Origin of the sequence: Caballeronia sp. LZ033 (assembly GCF_031451265.1) — a bacterium.
In the GTDB taxonomy this organism is placed as follows: Bacteria; Pseudomonadota; Gammaproteobacteria; order Burkholderiales; family Burkholderiaceae; genus Caballeronia.
This window is the reverse complement of record NZ_JARUXQ010000003.1, coordinates 265,551-287,024: the sequence shown is the minus strand read 5'-3', so window position 1 is coordinate 287,024 and position 21,474 is coordinate 265,551. Positions and strand designations below refer to the sequence as shown.

At 65.4% G+C, this 21,474-nt stretch carries 20 protein-coding genes; 5 read left to right on the top strand and 15 right to left on the bottom strand.

What is annotated here, in order from left to right; all coding sequences use genetic code 11:
• Positions 1–30: 30 nt before the first annotated feature.
• Positions 31–2,208: a malate synthase G gene (locus QCE62_RS22625; protein WP_309923392.1), complete on the top strand. Its 2,178-nt coding sequence runs from the start codon at positions 31–33 to the stop codon at positions 2,206–2,208.
• Between the two features lie 45 nt (positions 2,209–2,253).
• Here QCE62_RS22625 and QCE62_RS22620 read toward each other — a convergent pair whose 3' ends face one another.
• The 5 genes from QCE62_RS22620 to QCE62_RS22600 all read right to left on the bottom strand — a co-directional run bounded on the left by QCE62_RS22620 (position 2,254) and on the right by QCE62_RS22600 (position 5,717).
• Complete coding sequence (locus tag QCE62_RS22620) at positions 2,254–2,439, bottom strand: 4-oxalocrotonate tautomerase (protein WP_187604407.1); 186 nt, start codon at positions 2,437–2,439, stop codon at positions 2,254–2,256.
• A gap of 25 nt (positions 2,440–2,464) precedes the next feature.
• On the bottom strand, positions 2,465–3,241 hold the full coding sequence (locus QCE62_RS22615; RefSeq protein WP_309923390.1) for a class II aldolase/adducin family protein: 777 nt from the start codon (positions 3,239–3,241) through the stop codon (positions 2,465–2,467).
• Positions 3,219–4,130 carry an urea transporter gene (locus QCE62_RS22610; protein ID WP_309923388.1) on the bottom strand — a complete coding sequence of 304 codons (912 nt, stop codon included), beginning with the start codon at positions 4,128–4,130 and terminating at the stop codon, positions 3,219–3,221. Before QCE62_RS22610 ends, QCE62_RS22615 begins: the two co-directional genes overlap by 23 nt.
• 132 nt (positions 4,131–4,262) lie before the next feature.
• Entirely contained in the window at positions 4,263–4,469 is a 207-nt protein-coding gene (locus QCE62_RS22605) for a hypothetical protein (RefSeq protein WP_309818537.1), read from the bottom strand.
• Between the two features lie 108 nt (positions 4,470–4,577).
• On the bottom strand, positions 4,578–5,717 hold the full coding sequence (locus QCE62_RS22600) for an iron-containing alcohol dehydrogenase (RefSeq protein ID WP_309923386.1): 1,140 nt from the start codon (positions 5,715–5,717) through the stop codon (positions 4,578–4,580).
• Positions 5,718–5,874: 157 nt separating this feature from the next.
• Here QCE62_RS22600 and QCE62_RS22595 point away from each other — a divergent pair, with 157 nt between their 5' ends.
• A complete protein-coding gene (locus QCE62_RS22595) occupies positions 5,875–7,056 on the top strand; it encodes a GGDEF domain-containing protein (protein ID WP_309923384.1) in 1,182 nt (393 codons plus the stop codon).
• A gap of 16 nt (positions 7,057–7,072) precedes the next feature.
• Here QCE62_RS22595 and QCE62_RS22590 read toward each other — a convergent pair whose 3' ends face one another.
• Positions 7,073–7,918 (bottom strand): peptidoglycan DD-metalloendopeptidase family protein, encoded by an 846-nt coding sequence (locus QCE62_RS22590; protein ID WP_309923382.1) that lies wholly within the window; start codon positions 7,916–7,918, stop codon positions 7,073–7,075.
• Between the two features lie 494 nt (positions 7,919–8,412).
• Between QCE62_RS22590 and QCE62_RS22585 the strand changes: the two genes are divergently transcribed.
• Positions 8,413–10,143 (top strand): penicillin-binding protein 2, encoded by a 1,731-nt coding sequence (locus QCE62_RS22585; RefSeq protein ID WP_309923380.1) that lies wholly within the window; start codon positions 8,413–8,415, stop codon positions 10,141–10,143.
• A 44-nt stretch (positions 10,144–10,187) separates the two neighbouring features.
• Here QCE62_RS22585 and QCE62_RS22580 read toward each other — a convergent pair whose 3' ends face one another.
• The 5 genes from QCE62_RS22580 to QCE62_RS22560 form a co-directional block, all read right to left on the bottom strand.
• Entirely contained in the window at positions 10,188–11,276 is a 1,089-nt protein-coding gene (locus QCE62_RS22580) for a carotenoid 1,2-hydratase (protein ID WP_309923378.1), read from the bottom strand.
• Positions 11,276–13,816: an FtsX-like permease family protein gene (locus tag QCE62_RS22575; RefSeq protein ID WP_309923376.1), complete on the bottom strand. Its 2,541-nt coding sequence runs from the start codon at positions 13,814–13,816 to the stop codon at positions 11,276–11,278. Before QCE62_RS22575 ends, QCE62_RS22580 begins: the two co-directional genes overlap by 1 nt.
• A complete protein-coding gene (locus tag QCE62_RS22570; protein WP_309818523.1) occupies positions 13,813–14,502 on the bottom strand; it encodes an ABC transporter ATP-binding protein in 690 nt (229 codons plus the stop codon). Before QCE62_RS22570 ends, QCE62_RS22575 begins: the two co-directional genes overlap by 4 nt.
• A gap of 92 nt (positions 14,503–14,594) precedes the next feature.
• Entirely contained in the window at positions 14,595–15,179 is a 585-nt protein-coding gene (locus QCE62_RS22565; protein ID WP_309923374.1) for a DUF1993 domain-containing protein, read from the bottom strand.
• Between the two features lie 72 nt (positions 15,180–15,251).
• Positions 15,252–16,703 carry a PQQ-binding-like beta-propeller repeat protein gene (locus QCE62_RS22560; protein ID WP_309923372.1) on the bottom strand — a complete coding sequence of 484 codons (1,452 nt, stop codon included), beginning with the start codon at positions 16,701–16,703 and terminating at the stop codon, positions 15,252–15,254.
• Between the two features lie 52 nt (positions 16,704–16,755).
• On the opposite strand from QCE62_RS22560, the gene QCE62_RS22555 reads away from it, so the two are divergent.
• Together QCE62_RS22555 and QCE62_RS22550 are read left to right on the top strand one after the other, a co-directional pair.
• Positions 16,756–17,109, top strand: coding sequence for a hypothetical protein (locus QCE62_RS22555; RefSeq protein WP_309923370.1), 354 nt, complete (start codon positions 16,756–16,758; stop codon positions 17,107–17,109).
• A gap of 165 nt (positions 17,110–17,274) precedes the next feature.
• Entirely contained in the window at positions 17,275–17,595 is a 321-nt protein-coding gene (locus QCE62_RS22550) for a DUF1330 domain-containing protein (RefSeq protein WP_309923368.1), read from the top strand.
• 120 nt (positions 17,596–17,715) lie between these two features.
• On the opposite strand, the gene benD is transcribed toward QCE62_RS22550, so the two are convergent.
• The 4 genes from benD to QCE62_RS22530 are packed head-to-tail and all read right to left on the bottom strand — an operon-like array spanning position 17,716 to position 21,389.
• The gene (gene benD / locus QCE62_RS22545) at positions 17,716–18,492 is read right to left on the bottom strand and encodes a benzoate diol dehydrogenase BenD (protein WP_309923366.1); all 777 of its coding nucleotides are present in this window, start codon (positions 18,490–18,492) and stop codon (positions 17,716–17,718) included.
• Positions 18,489–19,511 carry a benzoate 1,2-dioxygenase electron transfer component BenC gene (gene benC, locus QCE62_RS22540; protein WP_309923364.1) on the bottom strand — a complete coding sequence of 341 codons (1,023 nt, stop codon included), beginning with the start codon at positions 19,509–19,511 and terminating at the stop codon, positions 18,489–18,491. The genes benD and benC overlap by 4 nt, the downstream gene beginning before the upstream one ends.
• 34 nt (positions 19,512–19,545) lie before the next feature.
• The gene (gene benB / locus QCE62_RS22535) at positions 19,546–20,034 is read right to left on the bottom strand and encodes a benzoate 1,2-dioxygenase small subunit (protein WP_309923363.1); all 489 of its coding nucleotides are present in this window, start codon (positions 20,032–20,034) and stop codon (positions 19,546–19,548) included.
• Positions 20,031–21,389, bottom strand: a complete 1,359-nt coding sequence (locus tag QCE62_RS22530) for a Rieske 2Fe-2S domain-containing protein (RefSeq protein WP_309923361.1) — start codon at positions 21,387–21,389, stop codon at positions 20,031–20,033. Before QCE62_RS22530 ends, benB begins: the two co-directional genes overlap by 4 nt.
• Positions 21,390–21,474: the final 85 nt, after the last annotated feature.

Here is a 21,474-nt window from a genome sequence, read left to right as displayed (position 1 = left end):
CAGAGTCACAGCAACTCAGCCGGAGTGCCCATGAACGACATGATCCAACAACACGGTCTGCAGGTCGACGCAAGCCTGGCGAAGTTCGTCGATGAAGAAGCCATCCCTGGCACGGGTGTCGACAGCGCCGCCTTCTGGAAGGGTTTCGATGCGCTCGTTCACGACCTCGCCCCGAAAAACCGCGCGCTGCTCGCCGAGCGCGACCGTCTCCAGACCGAACTCGACAACTGGCATCGCAGCCATCCCGGCCCCGTGCAAGACCTGCGCGGTTATCGCAAGTTTCTCAAAGAAGTCGGCTACATCGTCCCCTCGCCCGCACATGTGCAGGCCAGCACCGCCAACGTGGATCGCGAGATCGGCGAGCAGGCAGGGCCGCAACTGGTCGTGCCGCTGTCGAACCTGCGCTATGCGCTGAATGCCGCCAACGCGCGCTGGGGCAGCCTGTATGACGCGCTCTACGGCACCGACGCCATCGACGACACCGACGGCGCCGAGCGCACCGCCCAGTTCAATCCGAAGCGCGGCGCGAAGGTCATCGCCTATGCACGCCGCTTTCTCGACGACAACGCGCCCCTCGCGCACGGCTCGCATGCCGATGCCACGAAGTACAGCGTCGAACAGGGCGCGCTCGTCGTGACGTTGAAGGACGGCAGCAAGAGCGGGCTCGCCAACGCCGAACAGTTCGCGGGCCATCAGGGCGATGCGAAGGCGCCGCACGCCATCCTGCTCAAGCATAACGACCTGCACTTCGAGATTCAGATCGACGCGGACCATCCGATCGGCAAGACCGATGCCGCGCACGTCAAGGACGTGCTGATGGAAGCGGCGGTGAGCACGATCATCGACTGCGAGGATTCGGTCGCGGCCGTCGATGCCGCCGACAAGACCCAGCTCTATCGCAACTGGCTCGGCCTGATGCAGGGTCATCTCGCCGAGCAGGTCACGAAGAACGGCAAGAGCTTCACGCGCAGCATGAACCCGGATCGCGAATACACCGCGCCGAACGGCTCAACGCTGAGCCTGCACGGACGTTCGCTGCTGTTCGTGCGCAACGTCGGCCATCTGATGACGAATCCCGCCGTGCTCGACCGCGACGGCAACGAGATTCCGGAAGGCATCCTCGACGGCGTGATGACGACGCTCGGCGCCATGCACGACCTGAAGAACAAGATGAACTCGCGCACGGGTTCCATCTATATCGTGAAGCCGAAGATGCACGGCCCCGCCGAAGTGGCCTTCGCCGATGAACTTTTCTCGCGCATCGAAGAGCTGCTCGGCCTGCCGCGAAACACGATCAAGATGGGCATCATGGACGAGGAGCGCCGCACCAGCGTCAACCTGAAGGCCTGCATCGCGGCAGCGGGCGCGCGCGTCGCGTTCATCAACACGGGCTTCCTGGATCGCACGGGCGACGAGATGCATTCATCGATGGAAGCCGGCCCGATGATGCGCAAGGGCGACATGAAGTCGTCGAAGTGGATCAACGCGTATGAGCGCAACAACGTGCTCGTCGGCCTGAACACCGGCTTGCGTGGCCGCGCGCAGATCGGCAAGGGCATGTGGGCGATGCCCGACCTCATGCACGCGATGCTCGAACAGAAGATCGCGCATCCGCGCGCGGGCGCGAACACCGCCTGGGTGCCGTCGCCCACGGCCGCCACGCTGCATGCGTTGCACTATCACATGGTCGATGTGCAGCAGGTGCAGCAGGAACTCGAAAGCCACGACTACGAAGGGCAGAAGAACGAACTGCTCGACGGCCTGCTGACGATTCCCGTCGTCGACAAGCCGACCTGGTCGGAACAGGACATCACGAACGAGATCGAGAACAACGCGCAGGGCATTCTCGGTTATGTGGTGCGCTGGGTGGATCAGGGCGTCGGCTGTTCGAAAGTGCCGGACATCCATGATGTCGGCCTGATGGAGGACCGCGCGACGCTGCGTATCTCGAGCCAGCACATTGCGAACTGGCTGCGTCACGGCATCGTCAGCGAAGAGCAGGTGAAGGCGACGCTGGAACGCATGGCCGCGGTCGTCGATCAGCAGAACGAGGCCGATCCGGTCTACCAACCAATGGCCCCCGCGTTCGACAGTTCCTTCGCGTTCAAGGCTGCCTGCGCACTCGTGTTCGAAGGTCGCACACAACCGAGCGGCTATACGGAACCGCTGCTGCACAAGTTCCGTCTCGCCGTGAAGGCTTCGATGTAATCGTGTCGCGCGTGCATGCGGCCTCGTGCCGCATGCGCGCCGCGTTCACTGCTCCGACCAGAGCTTGCCCGCGGTCGCCCAGTTCTCGCGTTTCACATCCGTCAGGATGATATCCACCGAACCCGGCTCGCAGCCGAGCGTCTCGCACGTGGTGCGCGTGATCGCCTCGACAAACTTGCGCTTTTCCTCCGTCGTGCGGCCTTCGAACAGCTGAATGTTGAATGTCGGCATTGCAATGTTCTCCTTTGCTGGGTTTTCAGTCGCGATATGACGCGTCGATGCGGTCCAGCCTGCGCAGCAACGCGGGCCACTCGAGCGCGCCCTCGATGGCGTCGTCATCATGCAGTTGCGCTGCCGTGCGCGTGACGACATCCGGTGTCGGCACGATCATCTTGTTGACGCCCGCCAGCGCGCGCAGCTGAATATCGCATGCCTTGACGAGCATATCCATCAGCACATAAGCCTCGGCGACGGTCCGCCCGAGCGTGAGCGGGCCGTGATTGCGCAGCAGCATCGCACGATGCGCGCCGAGGCTCGTCACCAGCCGCTCGCCTTCCGCAGGCGAGAAGGCCAGGCCTTCGTAGTCGTGATACGCGAGGTGGCCATGGAAGCGCATCGCATGCTGCGATCCCGGCAGCAAGCCATGGGGCTGAGCCGAGACGGCAATCGCCTCGCGCACGTGCAGGTGCATCACGCACACGGCATCCTCGCGCGCCGCGTGCACGGCGCCGTGCAACGCGAAGCCCGTCGCGTTCACCGGATGCACGCTCTCGCCGATCACATTGCCGTCGATATCGATCTTCACGAGATTCGATGCTGTGACTTCATCGAACGTCAGCCCGAACGGATTGATCAGGAAGCGTCCTGGCTCGCCCGGCACGCTCGCCGAGATGTGCGTGTAGACGACGTCGTCCCAGCCATTGAGCGCGACGAGCCGATAGGCCGCCGCAAGATCGACCCGCGCGGCCGTTTCGGCGGCACTGCGCGGGCCATCCTGCGCGATCCTGTGTTCAGGCGTGTGGGTGAATGACATGCGAGTCTCCTGCTTGAGTGCTACGGACCAGGCGGCGTTGCAGCGCGATCGTCAGCCACGACGCCAGCACGAAGGGCGCGGTCAGCGCGGCGATGCCGGCGCAGTCAATCAGCCGTTCGATCAACACTGCCGCGACGATCGCGAACAGCGCATAGCGCCTGCCGAGCGGCGCCGCCGCCAGCGCGGCGAGCGCGGCGTTGAAACCGCACGCGCCGGACAGCACGACGGCATCGCCCGCGCCGCCCAGTCCGTGCAACATGGCGCCGAGCGCGCTGCCAGTCAGCGCCCATCCCGCCTGCGACGGCCGCGCCGCGAGTAGTCCGGCCGCGATCAGTCCGCCCGCAATGGCGCCGGTGGCGAAGGTAATCGGCGCGAGTCCCGCGAAGGCCGCTTCGAGCATCGGCACGACGCCTGCCGCGACTTGCGGGATCGCGCCCGTGTCGCCGCGTCCGCTGAACAGCGGCAGCCAGCACCACGTCACCAGGATCGCCGGGCTCGATAGAAACGGCCAGTCGAAGCGGGCCAGGACGCGCGACAGCTTGTGGGCGAGCAGCGTTGCGCCCATCGCCGCGACGATCGCGACGGCGCCCGCCTGCGAGACATCGCCGATGAACGCGAACGCCGCCAGCGCCGCGAGCGCGCCATTGAAGCCGTGGAGATCGTCGCGGAAGACGGGCGCGTCATCGTTATCGATGATCGCGCTGATGACATTCCCGGTCAGCGTGCCGATCAGCAGGCCGCATGCAAGGCGCGGACTCGCGCTGAGCACCGCGAGGAAGAGGAGCGCGCCGGTCGCGGCGTTGCGCTGAAGGACGATCTGCCCGATCGCGCGCGCAAAGCGGCGCAGCGGGTCGGCGAGAACGACGTCGGAATGGAGAGCGGAAGACATGCTGGGCGGCGACGGCACGAGAAGCCGCCAGCATAAGGCAGCCGGCGCGCGCCGTGCGACGGCGGGCCGAATAACCGGTATGGACTTGAAGCAGTGGGCGCGACGAGAAAAGTCGCGCCGGTGGGAAGCAGCTTAGTTGAACGCCAGCGGCACGAGCGGCGTGGGTTCGCCGACACCCGGATTTGCCAGCGAGAGATCGGCGCTCAGCTTGACGATTTCGGTGACGTTTTCGCGGAAGTTGGGATGCTTTTCCCAGGTGATGTAGCTTGCATCGACGACAGCGGACAGCGTGAGCAAGGTAAAGGCGACTTTTTCGATGACTTGGTGATGGCGGCGCATGATCTGTTCCTCAAACTTTGCGACATTGTAACAGAGTTAAGGGTTTTCCCTTAAGTGTTTGTTGCAATGCCGCACCAGCGCCGTCATGCAAGGGCTCGCGCCCTGTCCCTACATCGAAGCGTCGAGGATCGCCGTATAGTCAGCTTCCGATGCTTCACGCGGATTCGTCTTGTGGCTGTGATCCTTCAACGCACCGGCAATGATTCGCGGATAAAGATCGCGCGTGACGCCGAGTTCCGCCAGACCGCGCGGCAGGCCGAGCGTCGCGGTCATCTCGCGCACGGCATCGCCGACTTGATCGCCGGAAGTCAGGCCCATCGCCTGCGCGAGGCGCTCCAGCTTGCCTTCATCCTGCATCGTCGGCGCGCTGCGGTTGAACGCAATCACGGCCGGCAGAAAGATGGCGTTGAGCGTGCCATGGTGCAGCTTCGGATTGATGCCGCCCAGCGAGTGACTCAGGCTGTGTACGCAGCCCAGACCCTTCTGGAACGCCAGCGCGCCCTGCATCGACGCGCTCATCATGTTCCAGCGCGCCACGCGGTCCGCGCCGTCACGCGTCGCCCGTTCAATGTGACGCCACGCGCGCCAGAGTCCATCGAGCGCGATGCCGTCGGCGGGTGGATTGAAGGCCGGCGCCATGAAGGTTTCGAGGCAATGCGCGATGGCGTCCATGCCGGTCGCGGCGGTCATCATCGGCGGGAGGCCGAGCGTCAGTTCGGGATCGCAGATCGCGACACGCGGCACCACGTAAGGCGAAATCACGCCGACCTTGCGGCCGTCGTCGAGAATCAGGATCGCGCCCCGGCCGACTTCACTGCCGGTGCCTGCCGTCGTCGGGATAGCGATGACGGGCGCCGTCTTCGCCGTGATGCGCGCCAGCCCGCCTTCGATCACCGCGAAGCTCTGCAACGGGCCTTCGTGCGTCGCGCAGACGGCCACGCCCTTGGCCAGATCGATCGACGAACCGCCGCCCACCGCGATCACGCCATCGCACGCCTGCTCCTTGTACATCGCGACGGCGGCGCGCACCGCGGCCTCGTTCGGATTCGGCGGCGTGGCGTCGAACACCGGCGCGGGCTGTGAAGCGCCGAGCGCGGCGAGCACCGTATCGACCAGGCCGGCGGCACGAATGCCGCGATCGGTCACGATCAGCGGCCGGCGCATGCCGATGCGCTCGCACTCGCCGGCAAGCAGGCGCACCGCGCCGAAATCGAACTGGATCTGCGTGATGTAGTTGATGAGGGCCATGTGGAGTGAGGGAAGTTGTCGTTCGGAGCCGTCAGTATAAAAGTCCGCGCGCGCGGGTGTTCCTCACTAAAGTTTGGGACTTCGACGTCCGATATCTGCGATGTGGTCCGATTTTCCGCGAGTGTCCCGCCCTCGCCGGACCACGCCGGAATCCAACATGGACCATCAGACCGAGGTATTCACATTGCCGCGCGGACGTGCGGCCACGTGGTTGCTGCACGCGGGAGCCGACATTCCCCGCGCGATCCGTGTCGCGCTCGTCGGCAGCCTGTTCGGCACCTTGCCGATTTTCGCGGGCGGCGTGCTCAACACGGTCGCGGTGGCCTGGGTGCTCGACCGCCGCCATCCGACCACCGCTTTCCACATCTGGCTCGCACTCGAAATTGCCGTCTGCCTGATCCGGCTGGTCGTGCTGGTGATCGCGCGCCGACGCGCACGCGAAGGCAAGTCCACGCTGACCGACACCTATGTCCTGCTCGCGCCGCTGTGGGGCGCGACGGTCGGCTACGGCGCGTTGGTCTCGGTGTTGTCCGGCGACTGGGTGGCCGCGACGCTCTCGTTCCTCTCGGCTGCCGCGATGGTCGGCGGCATTTGCTTCCGCAATTTCGCCGCGCCGCGTCTGGTGGCGGTGATGATCTTCCTGTCCTTGGGACCGTGCTGTCTTGGCGCCGTGCTGGCCGGCGAGCCGACGCTCTGGCTCACGCTGCTGCAGATTCCCTTCTACCTGTTCGCGATGAGCGCGGCCGCGTGGCGCCTGAACGGCATGCTCGTTTCGACGATGAAAGCCGAGCAGGAAAACGACCGCCGCGCGCGTCACGACGAGCTGACCGGTCTGCTGAACCGCGCGGGCCTGTTCCAGGCGGCGCGTTCGCGTGAGTCGGGCCGGGCGCGCAACGGTGCGCCGACCGCCCTGCTCTATCTCGATCTCGACGGCTTCAAGGCCGTCAACGACGCACACGGCCATGAGGTCGGCGACACGCTGCTCGCGCTGGTGGCGCGCCGTCTGCGGCATCTCTCGGGGGAAGGCGCGCTGGTGGCGCGACTTGGCGGCGACGAGTTCGTGATCGTCACGCCGCCGCGCGACGATTTGCTCACGCTCGCGGACACAGTCGTTCGCGAGCTGTCGAAACCGTTCCACACGGACGGCGATCTGGCCTTGCGCATCGGCGTGAGCATCGGCATTGCGATGTTCGATCATCATCACGATGAACTCGACGGCGTTCTCCGCGACGCCGACAACGCCCTCTACGAAGCCAAGCGCGCCGGCAAGAACCGCTGGGTCGCGGCCAGCCGGCGCGAGCCGAAGCCGGCGACGCGCTCGGTCGGACTGGTCGCCTGAGCGGGACGTCCGGGAATCAGCCGCTCAGTTCCGCGCTCAGGTTTTCTGCTTCCTTCGCGAAACGCCGACGCTCCTTGCCGCGCAGACGATCATCGCTCGGCAGGTCCACGGTGAGCGGATTCATCGCGATGTCATTGATGCGGACTTCATAGTGCAGATGCGGGCCCGTTGCCCAGCCCGTCTCGCCGACATAGCCGATCACCTGCCCGCGCTTCACCGTCCCGCCATTGCGGATGCCCTTCGCGAAACGCGACAGGTGCGCGTACACGGTCGAATACGGCGCGGGGTTGTCGAGCATGATGACCTTGCCATAGCCCGTCTGCCTGCCGACGAAAGTCACCGTGCCCTGCGCCGACGCATGCACTGGCGTACCGATGGGCGCGGCGAGATCCACGCCGTCATGGCTTTGCCAGCGATGCGTGACCGGATCGAGCCGGCGCAGCGAGAAGTCCGACGATACGCGCGTGAAGGCGATCGGATAACGCGAGAAGCCCGGTGTCGTGCTGTTGCCGTCTTTCGAGTAGTAGCGCGCCTCGCCTTCGGGATCGCGATAGAGGAACACATCGTGCGACGACGAGCCAGTAGTCAGCCGAACGGCCAGCGGCGCTTGCTGCGCCTGTTCATTGCCCGGCTTGCGGTCGTAAATGACGCTCAGCGTGTCACCCTTGCGGATATCGCGACGCATGTCGACCTTGCCCGCGAAGGCGTCCGTGAGGGTCGCGATGGTTGCCGCATCGATGCCCAGACTCTGCGCGGCCTGCGAGAAGGTCTGGTTGACTGTGGCGCTTTCGGTCGTGCGGACCGGTGCCGGTGGCGCGGCAGGCGCCGGAGCGGCGCTTTGCCGCACTGACACGGGCGGCATATCGTCGAGAACCGTTGATGAAGATGAACGCGCGTGTTCGAGTGAATTGCAGATCACGACGGAACAGATCGAACCGACGGCGCAAATGAAAAAGACTCGTCCTGCCTTGCCGGGCAAGGCGGTTGCGGGAGAGAAGGGCATCAGCGGAAAAGGGGACGGGCGATGCAAGGGCATCACCCGGAACGAAAAGGCGCGGTCTTGACCGCGGGCGGCGTGAACGCTTGCGCGCGTTATTCGATCTGCCGCGAAAACAGGCGGATCGTCGGGGAAAGCGCAGCGAAACGGCAAGCGGGCATGAAATGAAAGGCGATGAGTTCGGCCACGTTGCGCGGCACGTTCAGGTCGGCCGAGACTAAAAGAGCTTTCTTAAACCAAACTTAAGCTGCCCCTTAATAAACCTTTTGCACGAAGTTTGCATGAAATTGCCGGCGGATGACGCCGGATGCAGACTTTTCAATTCGACACCCGAAAGCGCGATCCCGCATAATCGCGGCATGAAACCACAAGTACGGAAGTACCTCGGGATTGCGCGGCATGACATCCAGACCACGAACCTGACACCGCCGCCGCGCTGGCGCTCGCGGGCGTTGAGCGGTGCGTTCGCCGCCTTGTTTGTGGCGCTGACGGTGCGGGCGTTCTGGGTGCAGGGCGTGGATGACGCTTTCTATCGTCGTCAGGGCGACATGCGGCAAGTGCGCGACTGGCCGATGCACGCCTCCCGTGGACGCATCCTGGACCGCAACGGCGGCCCGCTCGCCGTGAGCCTGCCGACCCGCACGCTGTTCGTCGACGCATCGAACCTGGAGGAGCATGTGTCGCAACAGCAGATCGATGCGCTGTCCCGTCTGCTCGACATCGCCCCGGCCGACATCGAGAAGATCTACGCGGCCCGTCGCGGCTTCGCGTACCTGAAGCACGAAGTCCCCGTCGATATCGCCGACCGGGCGATGCGTCTCGACGTTCCCGGTCTGTCGATGCAGGAGGATTACCGGCGTTACTACCCGGAAGGCGAAATTGCCGCGCAGATCACCGGCTTCACGGGCACGGAAGGCACCGGCCAGGAAGGTCTGGAGCGCTTCGCCGAAACGACTTTGCGCGGCGCGGACGGCCATCGCCGCGTGCTGCGCAATGCGCGCGGCCAGGTCATCGATACCCTCGACACCACGCCGCCGCAGAACGGCCGGGACCTGACACTGTCGATCGACCGGCCGATCCAGTATGCCGCTTTCAAGGCGCTGAAAAGCGCGGTCGAGCGCAGCAACGCGCGCTCGGGTTCGGCGATCGTGCTGGACGCGCATACCGGCGAAATCCTCGCGATGGCAAACTGGCCGAGTTACGACCCGAACCAGCGCACGCGCCGCACCGGCATGGCGGTCCGCAATCGCGCGGTCGCCGACATCTTCGAACCGGGCTCGGTGATGAAACCGCTCACCATCGCGCTCGCGTTGCAACAGCACCGCATCACGCCCGACACCGTCGTGCCGACCGACGGCGGCCGCCTGCGCCTGGACGGCCGCACGATCCACGACGACAAGAACTTCGGCACGTTGACGACAGCGGGCGTCATCCAGAAGTCGAGCAACGTCGGCACGACCAAGATCGCGCTGCTGATTCCGGCGCGTGACATGTACCGCAACTTCCGCGCGCTCGGACTCGGGCACGCGCCGCGTGCGGGTTTGCCGGGCGTTTCGTCGGGCCGCGTGCGGCCGTATCGCAACTGGCGGCGCATCGAGCAGGCGACGATGTCCTATGGCTACGGGCTGTCGGCGTCGCTGCTGCAACTGGCGCAGGCCTATACGAGTTTTGCCAACGATGGCCGTCTCGTGCGCGCGTCGATCCACCTTCGCGACGCGAACCAGCAACCGCCGGAAGGCCGGCGCGTGTTCACGGCGCGCGTCGCGCGCGAAGTGCGCACGATGATGGAGAGCGTCGTCAGCAAGGACGGCACCGCGCCGCAGGCGGCCGTGCCGGGCTACACGGTCGCCGGCAAGACCGGCACCGCGTACAAGTGGACGTCGAAGGGATATGACCGGCATCAGTATCGCGCGTCGTTCGTCGGCATCGTGCCGGCGAAGGCGCCGCGCGTGGTCATCGCGGTATCGATCGACCGGCCGCTGCGCGGCTCGCACTTCGGCGGCGCGGTGGCCGGGCCGCCGTTCGTCGCTATCGCCACGCAGACCATGCATCTGCTCGACGTGCGGCCGGACAAAAGTCCGGGCGTGTGAGCGACGGCGGCTCGATCCGGCCTGTCACATCGAGCGAGCCGCCCTCACCGCTTCTCCATCCCGATCGCCCCCGCATAGCCCGTCAGCTCCAGATACCCGTGCCCGTGCGGGTTGCCGTCGAGCGTCACCGCGCCTTCCCAATAAAGCGCGCCAGTCGATTCACGCGAGTCCAGTTCCTGATCGTCGAGCAGCGGATTCAGCCGCCAGTGCAGCGCACCGACACGCACGTCCATCGCGACCGGATACACGGTGCTGGTGCGCGGAGAACGCCACTGCCGCAGCGGCGTGAATTCCACGTCGCCGGGCCCGTATTGCGTCGTGCGGCCCTCGCGGTCGCGCAGCGCGGCATGCGCCCAGATCGCATGACCGTCGCGCGCGCGGACCTTGAACGCCATCAGCGCGGCGCCGTCGTCGAGATTCGCGCCGAGCCAGTCCCAGCCCGCGGCATCCGGCGACAACAGCGTGCTCGACCACTCGTGATCCAGCCACGCGCGCCCCGTCACAGCGGTCGCCGCGCGCGCGCGGCCATCGGCGGACGGCCGCACCACGCTGCCCGTCACCTTCAGTTGCGGCTCGCTGTAGTAGTCGCTCGCCTGCTCCGGCAACGGCCCCTTCTGCGAATAGCCGCGCTCGCCCTGGAGCATCGGCGGCTGTGTCGGCGTGAAGGTGAGCTTGAGCGCGAAGTTCGCGGCATCCGCGACGACCGCGTAGCTGCCGTCCGCCGCACGCGTCATGCGCCAGCCGTCGAGCTTGACGTCGGTGTTGCCCTCACGCGCATACGCCAGACCGAAGCCCTGCCGCGCGATGTTCTGGTCATGCACGAGCCGTCCGTATGCCGGATCGGACAGCGCCGCGTGCGCGATGATCAGTTGCGCCGGATCGAACGCGCTCTTGCTGTCCGTCCCGCCCTTGCCCGTATTCGAGCGGAAGAACGTGATCTGGAAGCCGAGCGGCTGATGCTCCGGCGTGTCGAGCCAGCCCGTTGCATACCACCATTCGGTGCGATACGGCGGATGCGCGCCGCTGTCGCGCGGCCAGTCGATCCCTTGCCCCGGCACGACGGGTGCGAACGCCGCTTGCCCGGCGCATACGCTCGACACGACGAGCAACCCTCCGGCGATCCACGCGCGCATCACCAGTCCTCCCGCACGGCGCGCACGGCATCGACCGACACCGCCCGTCGACCGGATAACACCGCCGTCGCGCAGGAAGACGCCAGCATCACGCACGCGATGACCGCAATCGGCGTCCACGGCACATGCAGCGACATGCTCCAGTGGAACGACTGCGGATTCACGACGAACACGAGAATCAGGCTGATCGCGAAGCCGAGCAGACAACCCAGCGCGATGCCGAGCAGTGTCAGCCAGCCGGCCTCGGAGGCGAGCAGCGCCAGGATTTGCGCGCGCGTCACGCCTACGTGGCGCAGCATGCCGAACTCGCGTGCCCGCGCGAGCGTCTGCATCGAAAAGGTTGCGCCGACGCCAAACAAGCCGATCACGATCGCCACCGCCTCGAGCAAATAGGTCACCGCGAAGCTGCGATCGAAGATGGTGAGCGTGCGCGCGCGAATCTCGCCGGGCTGGGAGAACTCGAGCGTGCCGCCGAACGGCAGCCGCTTGAGCGCGCCGATCACCTGCGCGGCGCTCGAACCGGCGTGCAGCGTGATGGCGATATCCGTCGCGGTCAGGTCGCCCGTCAGCTTGCGATAGTCGCCGATGCGCATCTGCAATGCGCCCGTCTGGCGCACGTAGTCGCGCCAGATTCCCGCGACGACAAAACGCGCGTCCTTCCCGCCGACCGGTAACGTCACACGTTCGCCGACGCGATATCCATACAGATCCACCATCGCCTCCGAGGCCCACACCGGCGTTTCGTCGGCACGCCACGCGGACGTCGGCAACACGGCGCCGGTCATTTGCAGCGTCGCGCCGGGATCGGCGGCATCGAGTTCGCGTGCGATCAACACGACCGGCGGCTTCGCGGCGTCGAGCGTCAGTTTCGACGTGCGCGTGAACGCCGCATGCGCGACGCCGTCCACCGCCGCCAGTTGTGCCTGCTGCGCGGGATCGAGGCCGCCCGTGTCGCCGCCGGAGGCCATGCGCACGTAGAGATCGGCGGAGAGCAGATGCGCGAGCCAGTCTTCCACCGACACGCGAAAACTCGTCACCATGATCGCCATTGCGACGATCAGCGTGAAGCTCGACAGCACACCGCCCATCGCGATGGACGCCTGCCCTGGCGCATTCGCGAGGCGCGCGAGCGCGAGCGTCGCGACGGCGCTGCGGGAACGCGGCGCGCGACGGAAGGCGCTGGCGGTGAGACGCGGCATCAGCGCAATGCCGCCGACGAGCAGCAGCGCGACCGCCACATAACCGGCGACGGGCGTCTCGAACAGCGGCGGCGCCTGCGTGAGCGCCGCGCCGAGCACGAGGCAGGCGAGCGCGGGCCACGGCGTGCCGAGCGGCGTCAGCGCGGCTTCCTCGCTGCCGGCCTTCAGCGCGGGCGCGGGCCGCGTGCGCGCCGCTTCGAGCGCCGGCGCGAGCGTGCCCGCCAGCGCGACGCCGATGCCGAGCGCCAGGAAAATTCCGCTCGCGACCGGTTCGAACGCGACGCGCGGCTCGACGCCCGGGAAGTATCCGCCGCCGAGATCGCTGCCGAAAAAGCGCAGCGCGAGCGCCGCGACGGTGAAGCCGAGCGCAATGCCGAGCACGCCGCCCGCAACACCGAGCAAGGCGCCTTCGACCATGATCTGCCGCACGAGCGCCGCGCGCGTCATGCCGAGCACGCGCAGCAACGCAAATTGCGCGCGACGGCGCACGACACCCGCCGCCTGGGTCGAGAAGACGAGGAATGCGCCGGTGAACAGCGCGACGAGAGCCAGCACGTTCATGTTGATGCGATACGCGCGAGAGAGCCGGTCCGTGCGGCTTTCGACATCGCTCGTTTCCGTCACGACGAAGCGCGCGCCGAGTTCGCGTTGCAGTGTCTGCCGGAATGCCTCGCGATCCACGCCGCGCGCCAGTTGCAGATCCACGCGCGAGAGCTTGCCTTCGAGCGCGAAATGCGTCTGCACGGCGGCGATGTCCATCACGGCGATGCGCTGGCCGGGCCGCGTCCGTGCGATCCCGCCCGCCATGCGCAGCGTCACGGGCGCGGTGCCGTTCTGCAATTCGACGGGCGCGCCGTTGCGTGCGCCGAGCCAGGTCTGCGCGGCGGAAGAGAGGAAGATGGCGTCGCCGGCGAGCACATCGAGCGGCGCTTGCGGCGACGGCACACCGACAAGATCAGGCGCAATGCGCCGCGCGCGAAACACGTCCGCGCCCAGCAGCTTGAGCGGCGCGCTCTTGCCGGGCACGGCGGCATCGACTTCGAGCACCGGGCTCGCGACCGCCACACCCGCATGCGTCGCCAGCCGCGGATAGATCTGCTCGTCGATGAAAGGCTGTGCGCCGCGCACCTGCAAGTCCGCCTGCCCCGAGAGACTGCGCGCGGCGGCCGAGAACTCGTTGAAGGCCGCGCCGTTGATCAGTTGCACCGCATAGCCCAGGCCGACGCCCAGCGCGATCGTCAGCACCGCGACCAGCGCGCGGCCACGATGACTGCGCCATTGCGCGGCGAGCAGCCAGCGCGCGAGCGTGTCGAAGCCGTGCTTCATCCTGGCGCCGCTCATCGCTGCAGCGTTGCAGCGTGCAATGCGCCGTCGCGCAGGATCACCACGCGGTCGGCGAAGGCCGCCGCCGCTTCCGAGTGCGTGACCATCACGGTCGCCGCGCCGGTCGATTGCGTTTCAGCACGCAACAGCCCGAGCACTTCATGCGCCGTCTGCGGATCGAGATTGCCGGTGGGTTCGTCGGCCAACAACAAACGCGGCCGATGCACCAGCGCCCGTGCAATCGCCACACGTTGCAGTTCGCCGCCGGACAGCTGACGCGGCATGTCGCCGTCGCGGCCCGCCAGACCGACCGCCGCGAGCATCGCATGCGCCGCATCGGGCGATGCGCCGTTCAGCAGCAACGGCACCGCGACGTTCTGGAACAGCGTCAAATGCGGCAACACGTGGAACGCCTGGAACACGAAGCCCAGCTTCTGCCGGCGCAGGCGCGTGGCGGCGTCGTCGGGGAGACTGGAGATCACCGAGCCGTCGATCAGCACCTCGCCGCTGTCCGCGTGATCCAGTCCTGCGATCAGGTTCAGCAAGGTCGACTTGCCCACGCCGGAATCGCCCATCACCGCGACGAATTCGCCCGCGCCGAGCGCGAAGTCGAGCGCATCGAGCACCACGCGCCCGCCTTCGTAGGTCTTGGTCAGGCGGCGGCATTCGAGGGCGGGAGAGACGTCGGGGTCGGCGGGTTTCATGCGGAGGGATCGGGCTCAATCAAAGCACAGGCTCAGAGGCAAGCATTGTGCCCAATCTTCGGCGTACGCGTGATATCGAAACGGCCGAGGCGTCAGGACTGCGGCAACGTACCGGGCCGGATATACGGGAACATGTGCGCGACGTAATCCGGCTTGCCAAGGACGACGCCGTGACTGCGCAAGATCGAATAAGCAGTCACCGCATGAAAATAGAACTGCGGGAGCGACCAGTCGCGCGCATATTCCTCGCCGGTCATGTCGAAGATGACGCCGTTCGGCAGATCCAGCGCGATCGGGCGGTTCGCGGCGTCATCGAGCGCATCCGGGGTCAGCAGCGACAGGAACGACACCGCCTCCTGAATGCGCGCCTTGGCGTCGGCGAAGGTGCCCGGCGCTTCGTTCGACTTCACGCCTTCCTCCCGCACCTGCCGCAACGCCTGCGGCACGTCTTCGCCGCGCAAGCGATACACCGGTTCCTGGGCCTGAAAGCACGCGAAACGAACCTGCGCGGCGAGCGGAAACATGTCGGGCGCGAGACGCAGCGTCATCAGCATGTCGAGGCCGGCGGCCGCTTCGCCACTCTTGTCCTTGTCGGGCCCGGCGGCCTTGTCCAGCCATGCGGACAAGTTCTTCAGCGTCTGCACGAAGGTCGGGACCAGAAGACGGGTCAATTGCATGAAGCGCTCCACAGGTGGGAAAACTGCGATCTTATATCGATGCAGCCCCCGCCTGTGTTCATCGCGCCATCATCAACGCGGGCCGAACACGGCCACGCCCGTCTTGGTGCCGACATAGACCTTGCCGTTCGCGATCATCGGCGAGATGAACTTGTTGCTGCCGAACTGATCGCGCGTACCCGACTGATTGCTGTTGTAGAGCTCCGTGGCGAGATTGCCCGCGTCATAGGCATGCAGGATGCCGATGGCCGTGCCGTTCTCCACGCCCCACACGATGCCGTTCGTATTGCCGTTCGCCGAGATCACCGGCGCGAGGCCCGGGAAGCTCCAGGTCTGCGAGCTCTGGCTCGACGCCGTGGTCGCGAACACCGCGTTGACCACCGGGATCGCCTTCAGATGATCGCCGGCCGGACCCACGTACACCGTGTTGTTGTAGAACGCGGGCGCGCTGAACATCGGGCCGAAGATGGTCGAGAACAGCTCCTGGTAGATATGGTCGCCGTTGGAGTCGAAGTTGCCCATCGAATCACGGTTGACGATGAACAGCGCGCGCGTCTTGCCGCCGCCCACCGCGAGATGCCGCACGTTGCCGTTGATGTCCTTGAGGTCCGGCAGGAGCAGCACGCCGCCCGAGCCGAGGTCGAGGTCGGCGTTCGACTGCGCCACCGTATCCGAAGGCTCGAAGTAATCCGCGACGTGCAGGGTCGGCGTCGGCGAGACCTTGAGGAAGCCATTGCCGAAGTCGCCCTTGTTGGGCATGTCCTGCGCGTTGGTGGTGGGATCGAAGGTGCCGTTGCCGTCGAGGAAATAGACCGACGTGCCATCCGATGCAAGACCGGCGCCGCTCATCCAGATGCCGCCCATTTCGCCGTTCGGCGTGACGTTCAATACTCCGGCTTGCTTCAACGTGTCCGCGTTATAGCTGATGACCCAGCCGGTGTACGGCAGCGCATCGCAATGCGAACTCCAGGCCGTGTAGACCACGCCATTGAGCAGCAACAGCGAAGCCCGCTCGATGTACTGTCCCGGCGTGAACGGCACGACGCCATTGACGCTTCCCGAACCCGTGCCCGGATAGGAAGCGGTGATTTCCGCGGGGCCGTTGAAGAGTTCGGCGCCCGTGGCGATATCGAGCGCATGGAGCCGCTGATGATATGCACCGCCCGTGTCCTTCGACATCGCGACCACATACATCGTCCCATTCGGTCCACGCGTGCGGTCGATGACCGGCGTCGACGTGATGCCGATGGTCGGCGTGGTCTGGTTGCAGCCGTGGTCGTCGCTGGGCACTTCGCCCGTCGGCAAGGTCGTCACGCGCCACAGCACGGTGCCGGTGTCGGCATCGAACGCATACACGCTGCCCGCCTCGGTGGCGACGTAGAGCACGTTGTGCGTGCCGCCTGCAAACGGCACGCAGCCGAGGAAGAGCGGTTGCGCGTCGACGGCGCCGTCCACCGTATAGAAGCCGATCTTGCCGAAGGTGTTGGCGTTGACGTTGGCGGGCGCCAGCCGGGTTTCGTTCAATTGCTGGGCAGTGCGGAGGTTGTCGTTGTGATAGGTAGTGACGTCGGCGGGGGTGGATGCTGATGGCTGCGTCGTTGTCGGCGTACTGGCGCCGGAAGGCGAACTGGCACCGGAGGGCGTGCTGGCGCCGGAAGGCGTACTCGCGCCCGAAGGCGAACTGGCGCCGGACGGAGTGGACGCACCCGCCGGGCTCGACGCGGAAGAGGGATTCGATGCCGGCGATGCACCGCCCGTGGAAGATCCCGAATCGGAACTTGAACTGCCGCCGCTACATCCGGCAAGCAACAGTGCGAAAGCGATTGCCATCACGCCAAACGTCGAGTGCCCTTTCATCTGCGAACCTCCGGTTCTTGAGAAGTCAAGCTCGATGCTTTCGCGATTATTGCCTGCGAAGGCTAAAGAATAATAAAGATGATCGGGACTCCGCTACTGTTTGTCGAAGGGATTCAAAAATGTTGTGCATGGTATGAGGAATGCCGCCTCTCGAGAGAGCGCTTTTTACCTGCCAGGTAATCGACATCGCTCAGTCTTACCGCGAACATGGACATACCCGCTTAATGGAGTGTCCATCATGTCCGCTTATGCCGTTGCGCATCTTCATGACGTCGTCATGAACGACGACATCATTCGTTATCTCGACGAGATCGATGCCACGCTCGCACCGTTCGAAGGCCGCTTCATCGTGCATGGCGCGCCGCCCGATGTGCGCGAAGGGCAGTGGCGAGGCGATCTGGTCATCATCGAGTTTCCGTCGCTGGCCGAGGCGCGCGCGTGGTACGGATCGGATGCCTATCGGGTCATCCTGCCGCTCAGGACCAACCATTCGCGCGGCGCGGTGATTCTCATAGAGGGTGTCGAGGCAGGGCATCGCACCGGCGATATCCTGCGCTAAGACGAACTTGCCTTGCTTTGACGGAATTCCAAGCGAAGCGGCTGAGCGCGGCTAAGCAAAGTTTTAGTGTTCTTGTAGTGCTTTTGCTTAAGCGGCTGCAAGCTTATCGGCTCGGGATATTCAGCCGTTGTCGCCGCCCGCCACCGGCAGCACGGCCCCGGTGATATAGCTGGCTTCATCGGACGCGAGAAACAGGATCGGAGCGATCTGTTCGTCCAGCGTGCCGTAGCGCTTGAAGAAGGTCGATTCCTTGACCTGCCGCACCGCTTCGTTCATCCAGGTCTTTTCCTGCTCGCTATCGCCGGCGGCATTGCGCGGCACGCGACGCGGCGGCGCCTCGGTTCCGCCCGGCGCGGCGGCCACCACGCGGATGTTGTGCTCGCCGTATTCCATCGCGAGCGCCTGCGTCATTGCATTCACGCCGCCCTTCGCCGCCGAATACGGCACGCGGCGAATCCCGCGCGTAGCGTTGGACGATACGTTGACGATGGTGCCGCCGCCGTTATCGAGCAGATACGGCAGGACCGCGTGGCAGGCGTAAAGCGTCGGCATCAGCGAACGGCGAATCTCCGCGTCGATCTGCGCCGGCTCGAATTCACCAAAAGGGCGCATGCGGATCGCGCCGCCCACACCGTTGATCAGAATGTCGATACGGCCGAACGCGCGCACCGCGAACGCCATCGCGGCGGCAGCGCCTTCGTAGGTTTCGAGATCCGCGACGAAGCCCGCGGTCTGCGCGCCCCGCGCCTCGGCTGCTACCTCGGCGACGAAATCCGCGCGATCGACGAACAGCACCTTCGCGCCCTCCGCCGCCGCGCGCAACGCCACACCGCGCCCGATGCCCTGCGCCGCACCCGTCACGACCATCACCTTGCCGTCGAAACGTGGCGTGCTCATGCGGTCACCGGCGCGGCGTTGGGCGTGAACTTCTCGTAGTGGAAGCTGTTCGGCTTCACGCCGTTGTCGTCGAAATGCTTGCGCACGGCATCGACCATCGGCGGCGGACCGCACAGGTACACGTCCACATCGCCGTCGTTGAACGACTCGGCCGGCATGTGCTGCGTGACCCAGCCCTTGCGCGGATGCGCCGACGCCGCGTCGGCGACCACGGTGCTGAAGGTAAAGTTCGGCAGCTTCGCGGTGAAGGCCTCGATCGCTTCGACTTGCACCAGATCCAGATCGCGCGTCACGCCGTAGATCAGATGCACTTTCTGCTGCGACTCCGCGCGCGCCAGCACTTCCAGCATCGACAGGAACGGCGCCAGCCCGGTGCCGCCCGCGAGGAACAACAGCGGCCGCTCTACCGCGCGCAAGTAGAAGCTGCCGAGCGGTCCGGTGAGTTCGACCTTGTGGCCTGCCTGCGCGGATTCGAGCCAGGTGCTCATCACGCCGCCCGGAATCTTCTTGATGAGAAAGCTGATCTTCGTTTCACCCGGCGCCGACGAGAACGAATACGAACGATGCTGGCCGCTGCCAGGCACGTCGATGTTCCCATACTGGCCCGCGAGAAACACGGGCGCTGCGGCGTCCACATCGAGTTCGAGCACGACGGCGGCGTCGTTATGCGGTTCGATCTTCGTGACCGTCGCCGCGAACGTGCTCTGTCCGGTCTTGCAGGCCGTCGACGATGCCGGCACCGCGATCACGCAATCGCTCTCCGGAATCATCTGGCAGGTGAGCACGAGACCGCTGTCCTTTTCGTCTTCGGTGAGCGCGTCGTCGATGTACTCGTCGCCGAGATCGTAGCGGCCGCTTTCGGCGCGGCATTTGCAGGTGCCGCAGACGCCGTCGGAGCAGTCCATCGGCAGGTTGATCCGGGCGCGGAATGCGGCGTCGAGCACTTTCTCGCCCGCCTTGCATTCGACAAAGCGCGTCACGCCGTCCTCGAAATTCAGTGCAATGTTGAAGCTGGTCATGTTGCCTCCTGCGTGCTGTCTCTCATCGCGGAACTCAGACGTGATACACGTCGAGCACCTGGCGAATGGTGTCGTTCTTGAGCACGATCTTCTTTCTCGCGATCAAGAGAATGTCGTCGACCTTGCGGAACGTGACGAAGATCGTGCCGAAGAAATGGTCGGTGATCTTGTAGCGGTGATTCAGCGTGTCGAAGTTATAGCGGACGTCCACTTCGTTGCCGCGCTCGGCCAGCACTTCCACGTTCGTCACGTTATGGCTCGTGCGCGGCTCGGGCAACGAGGCGCCGCTGCGTTCCGTCTTGATGCGGAACACGCGGTCTTCGAGTCCGCCCCGGTCGGGGTAGTACATCAGCGAGATCTGGCTTTCGTGATCGTCGGTGAGCTGGTCGTCGTCGTCCCACGCGGGCATCCAGTAAGTCACGTCTTCCGCATAACAGCCGAGCCATTCGTCCCACTGGCGGTCATCGAGAAAGCGCGCCTCGCGATACAGCGCGGCACAGATGGTCTGGTAATCGAAGCTCATGCCGGCACCTCCGCTTGCTCCTTCTTCAGCGCGTCGCGCATCACCTCGACCCAGTACTCGTGCTGACAGACGAACAGCCCTTCGTCCTCGCTGCGCTCGCCCGAGATGAGCGGCTTGAGGCCCATGTGCCTGGCGTTCTCGTCCGCGCCTTCAATCCACAGCGGCGCGCCGCGCGACAGGTCGTTCCACAGCGCAGTCGTGCCCGCATAACCGGCCTGGCATGCGCGGAATTCCTCGAGGTCGTCGCTCGTGCCCATGCCGGTGACGTTGAAGAAGTCCTCGTACTGACGGATGCGCAGTGCCCGCTGCTCCGCGCTTTCGCCCTTCGGCGCGAAGCAGAAGATGCTGACCTCGGTCTTGTCGACGCCGAGCGGACGCACCACGCGGATCTGCGTGCTGAACTGGTCCATCAGGAACACGTTCGGATACAGGCACAGGTTGCGGGTCTGGTTGACGATGAAGTCCGCCTTTACTTCGCCAACCCGCGCCTTGAGTTCCTCGCGATGCCGGTACACCGGCCGCACTTCCGGATTCATCGTCCGGGTCCACAGCAGGATGTGGCCGTGCTCGAAGCCGTACACGCCCGCCACCGACTTGCTCCAGCTGTTGGCATCGACGGCCTTGGTGCCTTCGACCTTGCGGCGGCCCATCGTCGCGGCATAGTTCCAGTGCACGGTGCTGACGTGATAGCCGTCGCAGCCGTTTTCCATCTGCATCTTCCAGTTGCCGTCGTAGATATAGGACGAGTTGCCGCGCAGCACTTCGAGCCCGTCCGGCGCCTGATCGACGATCTGGTCGATGATCACGCGAGTCTCGCCGAGATAGTCTTCGAGCGGCATCGAATCCGGGTTCAGGCTGCCGAACAGGAACCCGCGATAGTTCTCGAAGCGCGGCACGCGGCGCAGATCGTGCGAGCCCTGCTTGTTGAACTGCACCGGATATTCAGTGGTCTTCTCGTCCTTCACCTTCAGCAACTTGCCGGTGTTGGAGAAGGTCCAGCCGTGGAACGGGCACGTGAAGCTGCCCTTGTTGCCGTGCTTGCGGCGGCAGAGCATCGCGCCCTTGTGGGCACAGGCGTTGATGACCGCATGCAGTTCGCCGGTCTTGTCGCGCGTCACGACCACCGGCTGCCGGCCGATCCATGTCGTGTAGTAGTCGTTGTTCGCGGGAATCTGGCTTTCGTGCGCCAGATAAACCCAGTTGCTCTCGAAGATGTGCTTCATCTCGAGATCGAACAGGTCGGCGTTCGTGAAGATGTCGCGGCGGCAGCGGTAGACGCCGCTTTCCTTGTCGTCCTGAACGGCGGTTTGCAGCAGATCGTCCAGTTGCCGGGCGCGGTCGTTGATGGCGGACATGAGTGCTCTCCCTATGCGGGCTTCAGTGAACGAAGCCCTTGCATCGGTGAAGTTTGATTCGGGGTAGGAAGGCGGCCGCGCAGTC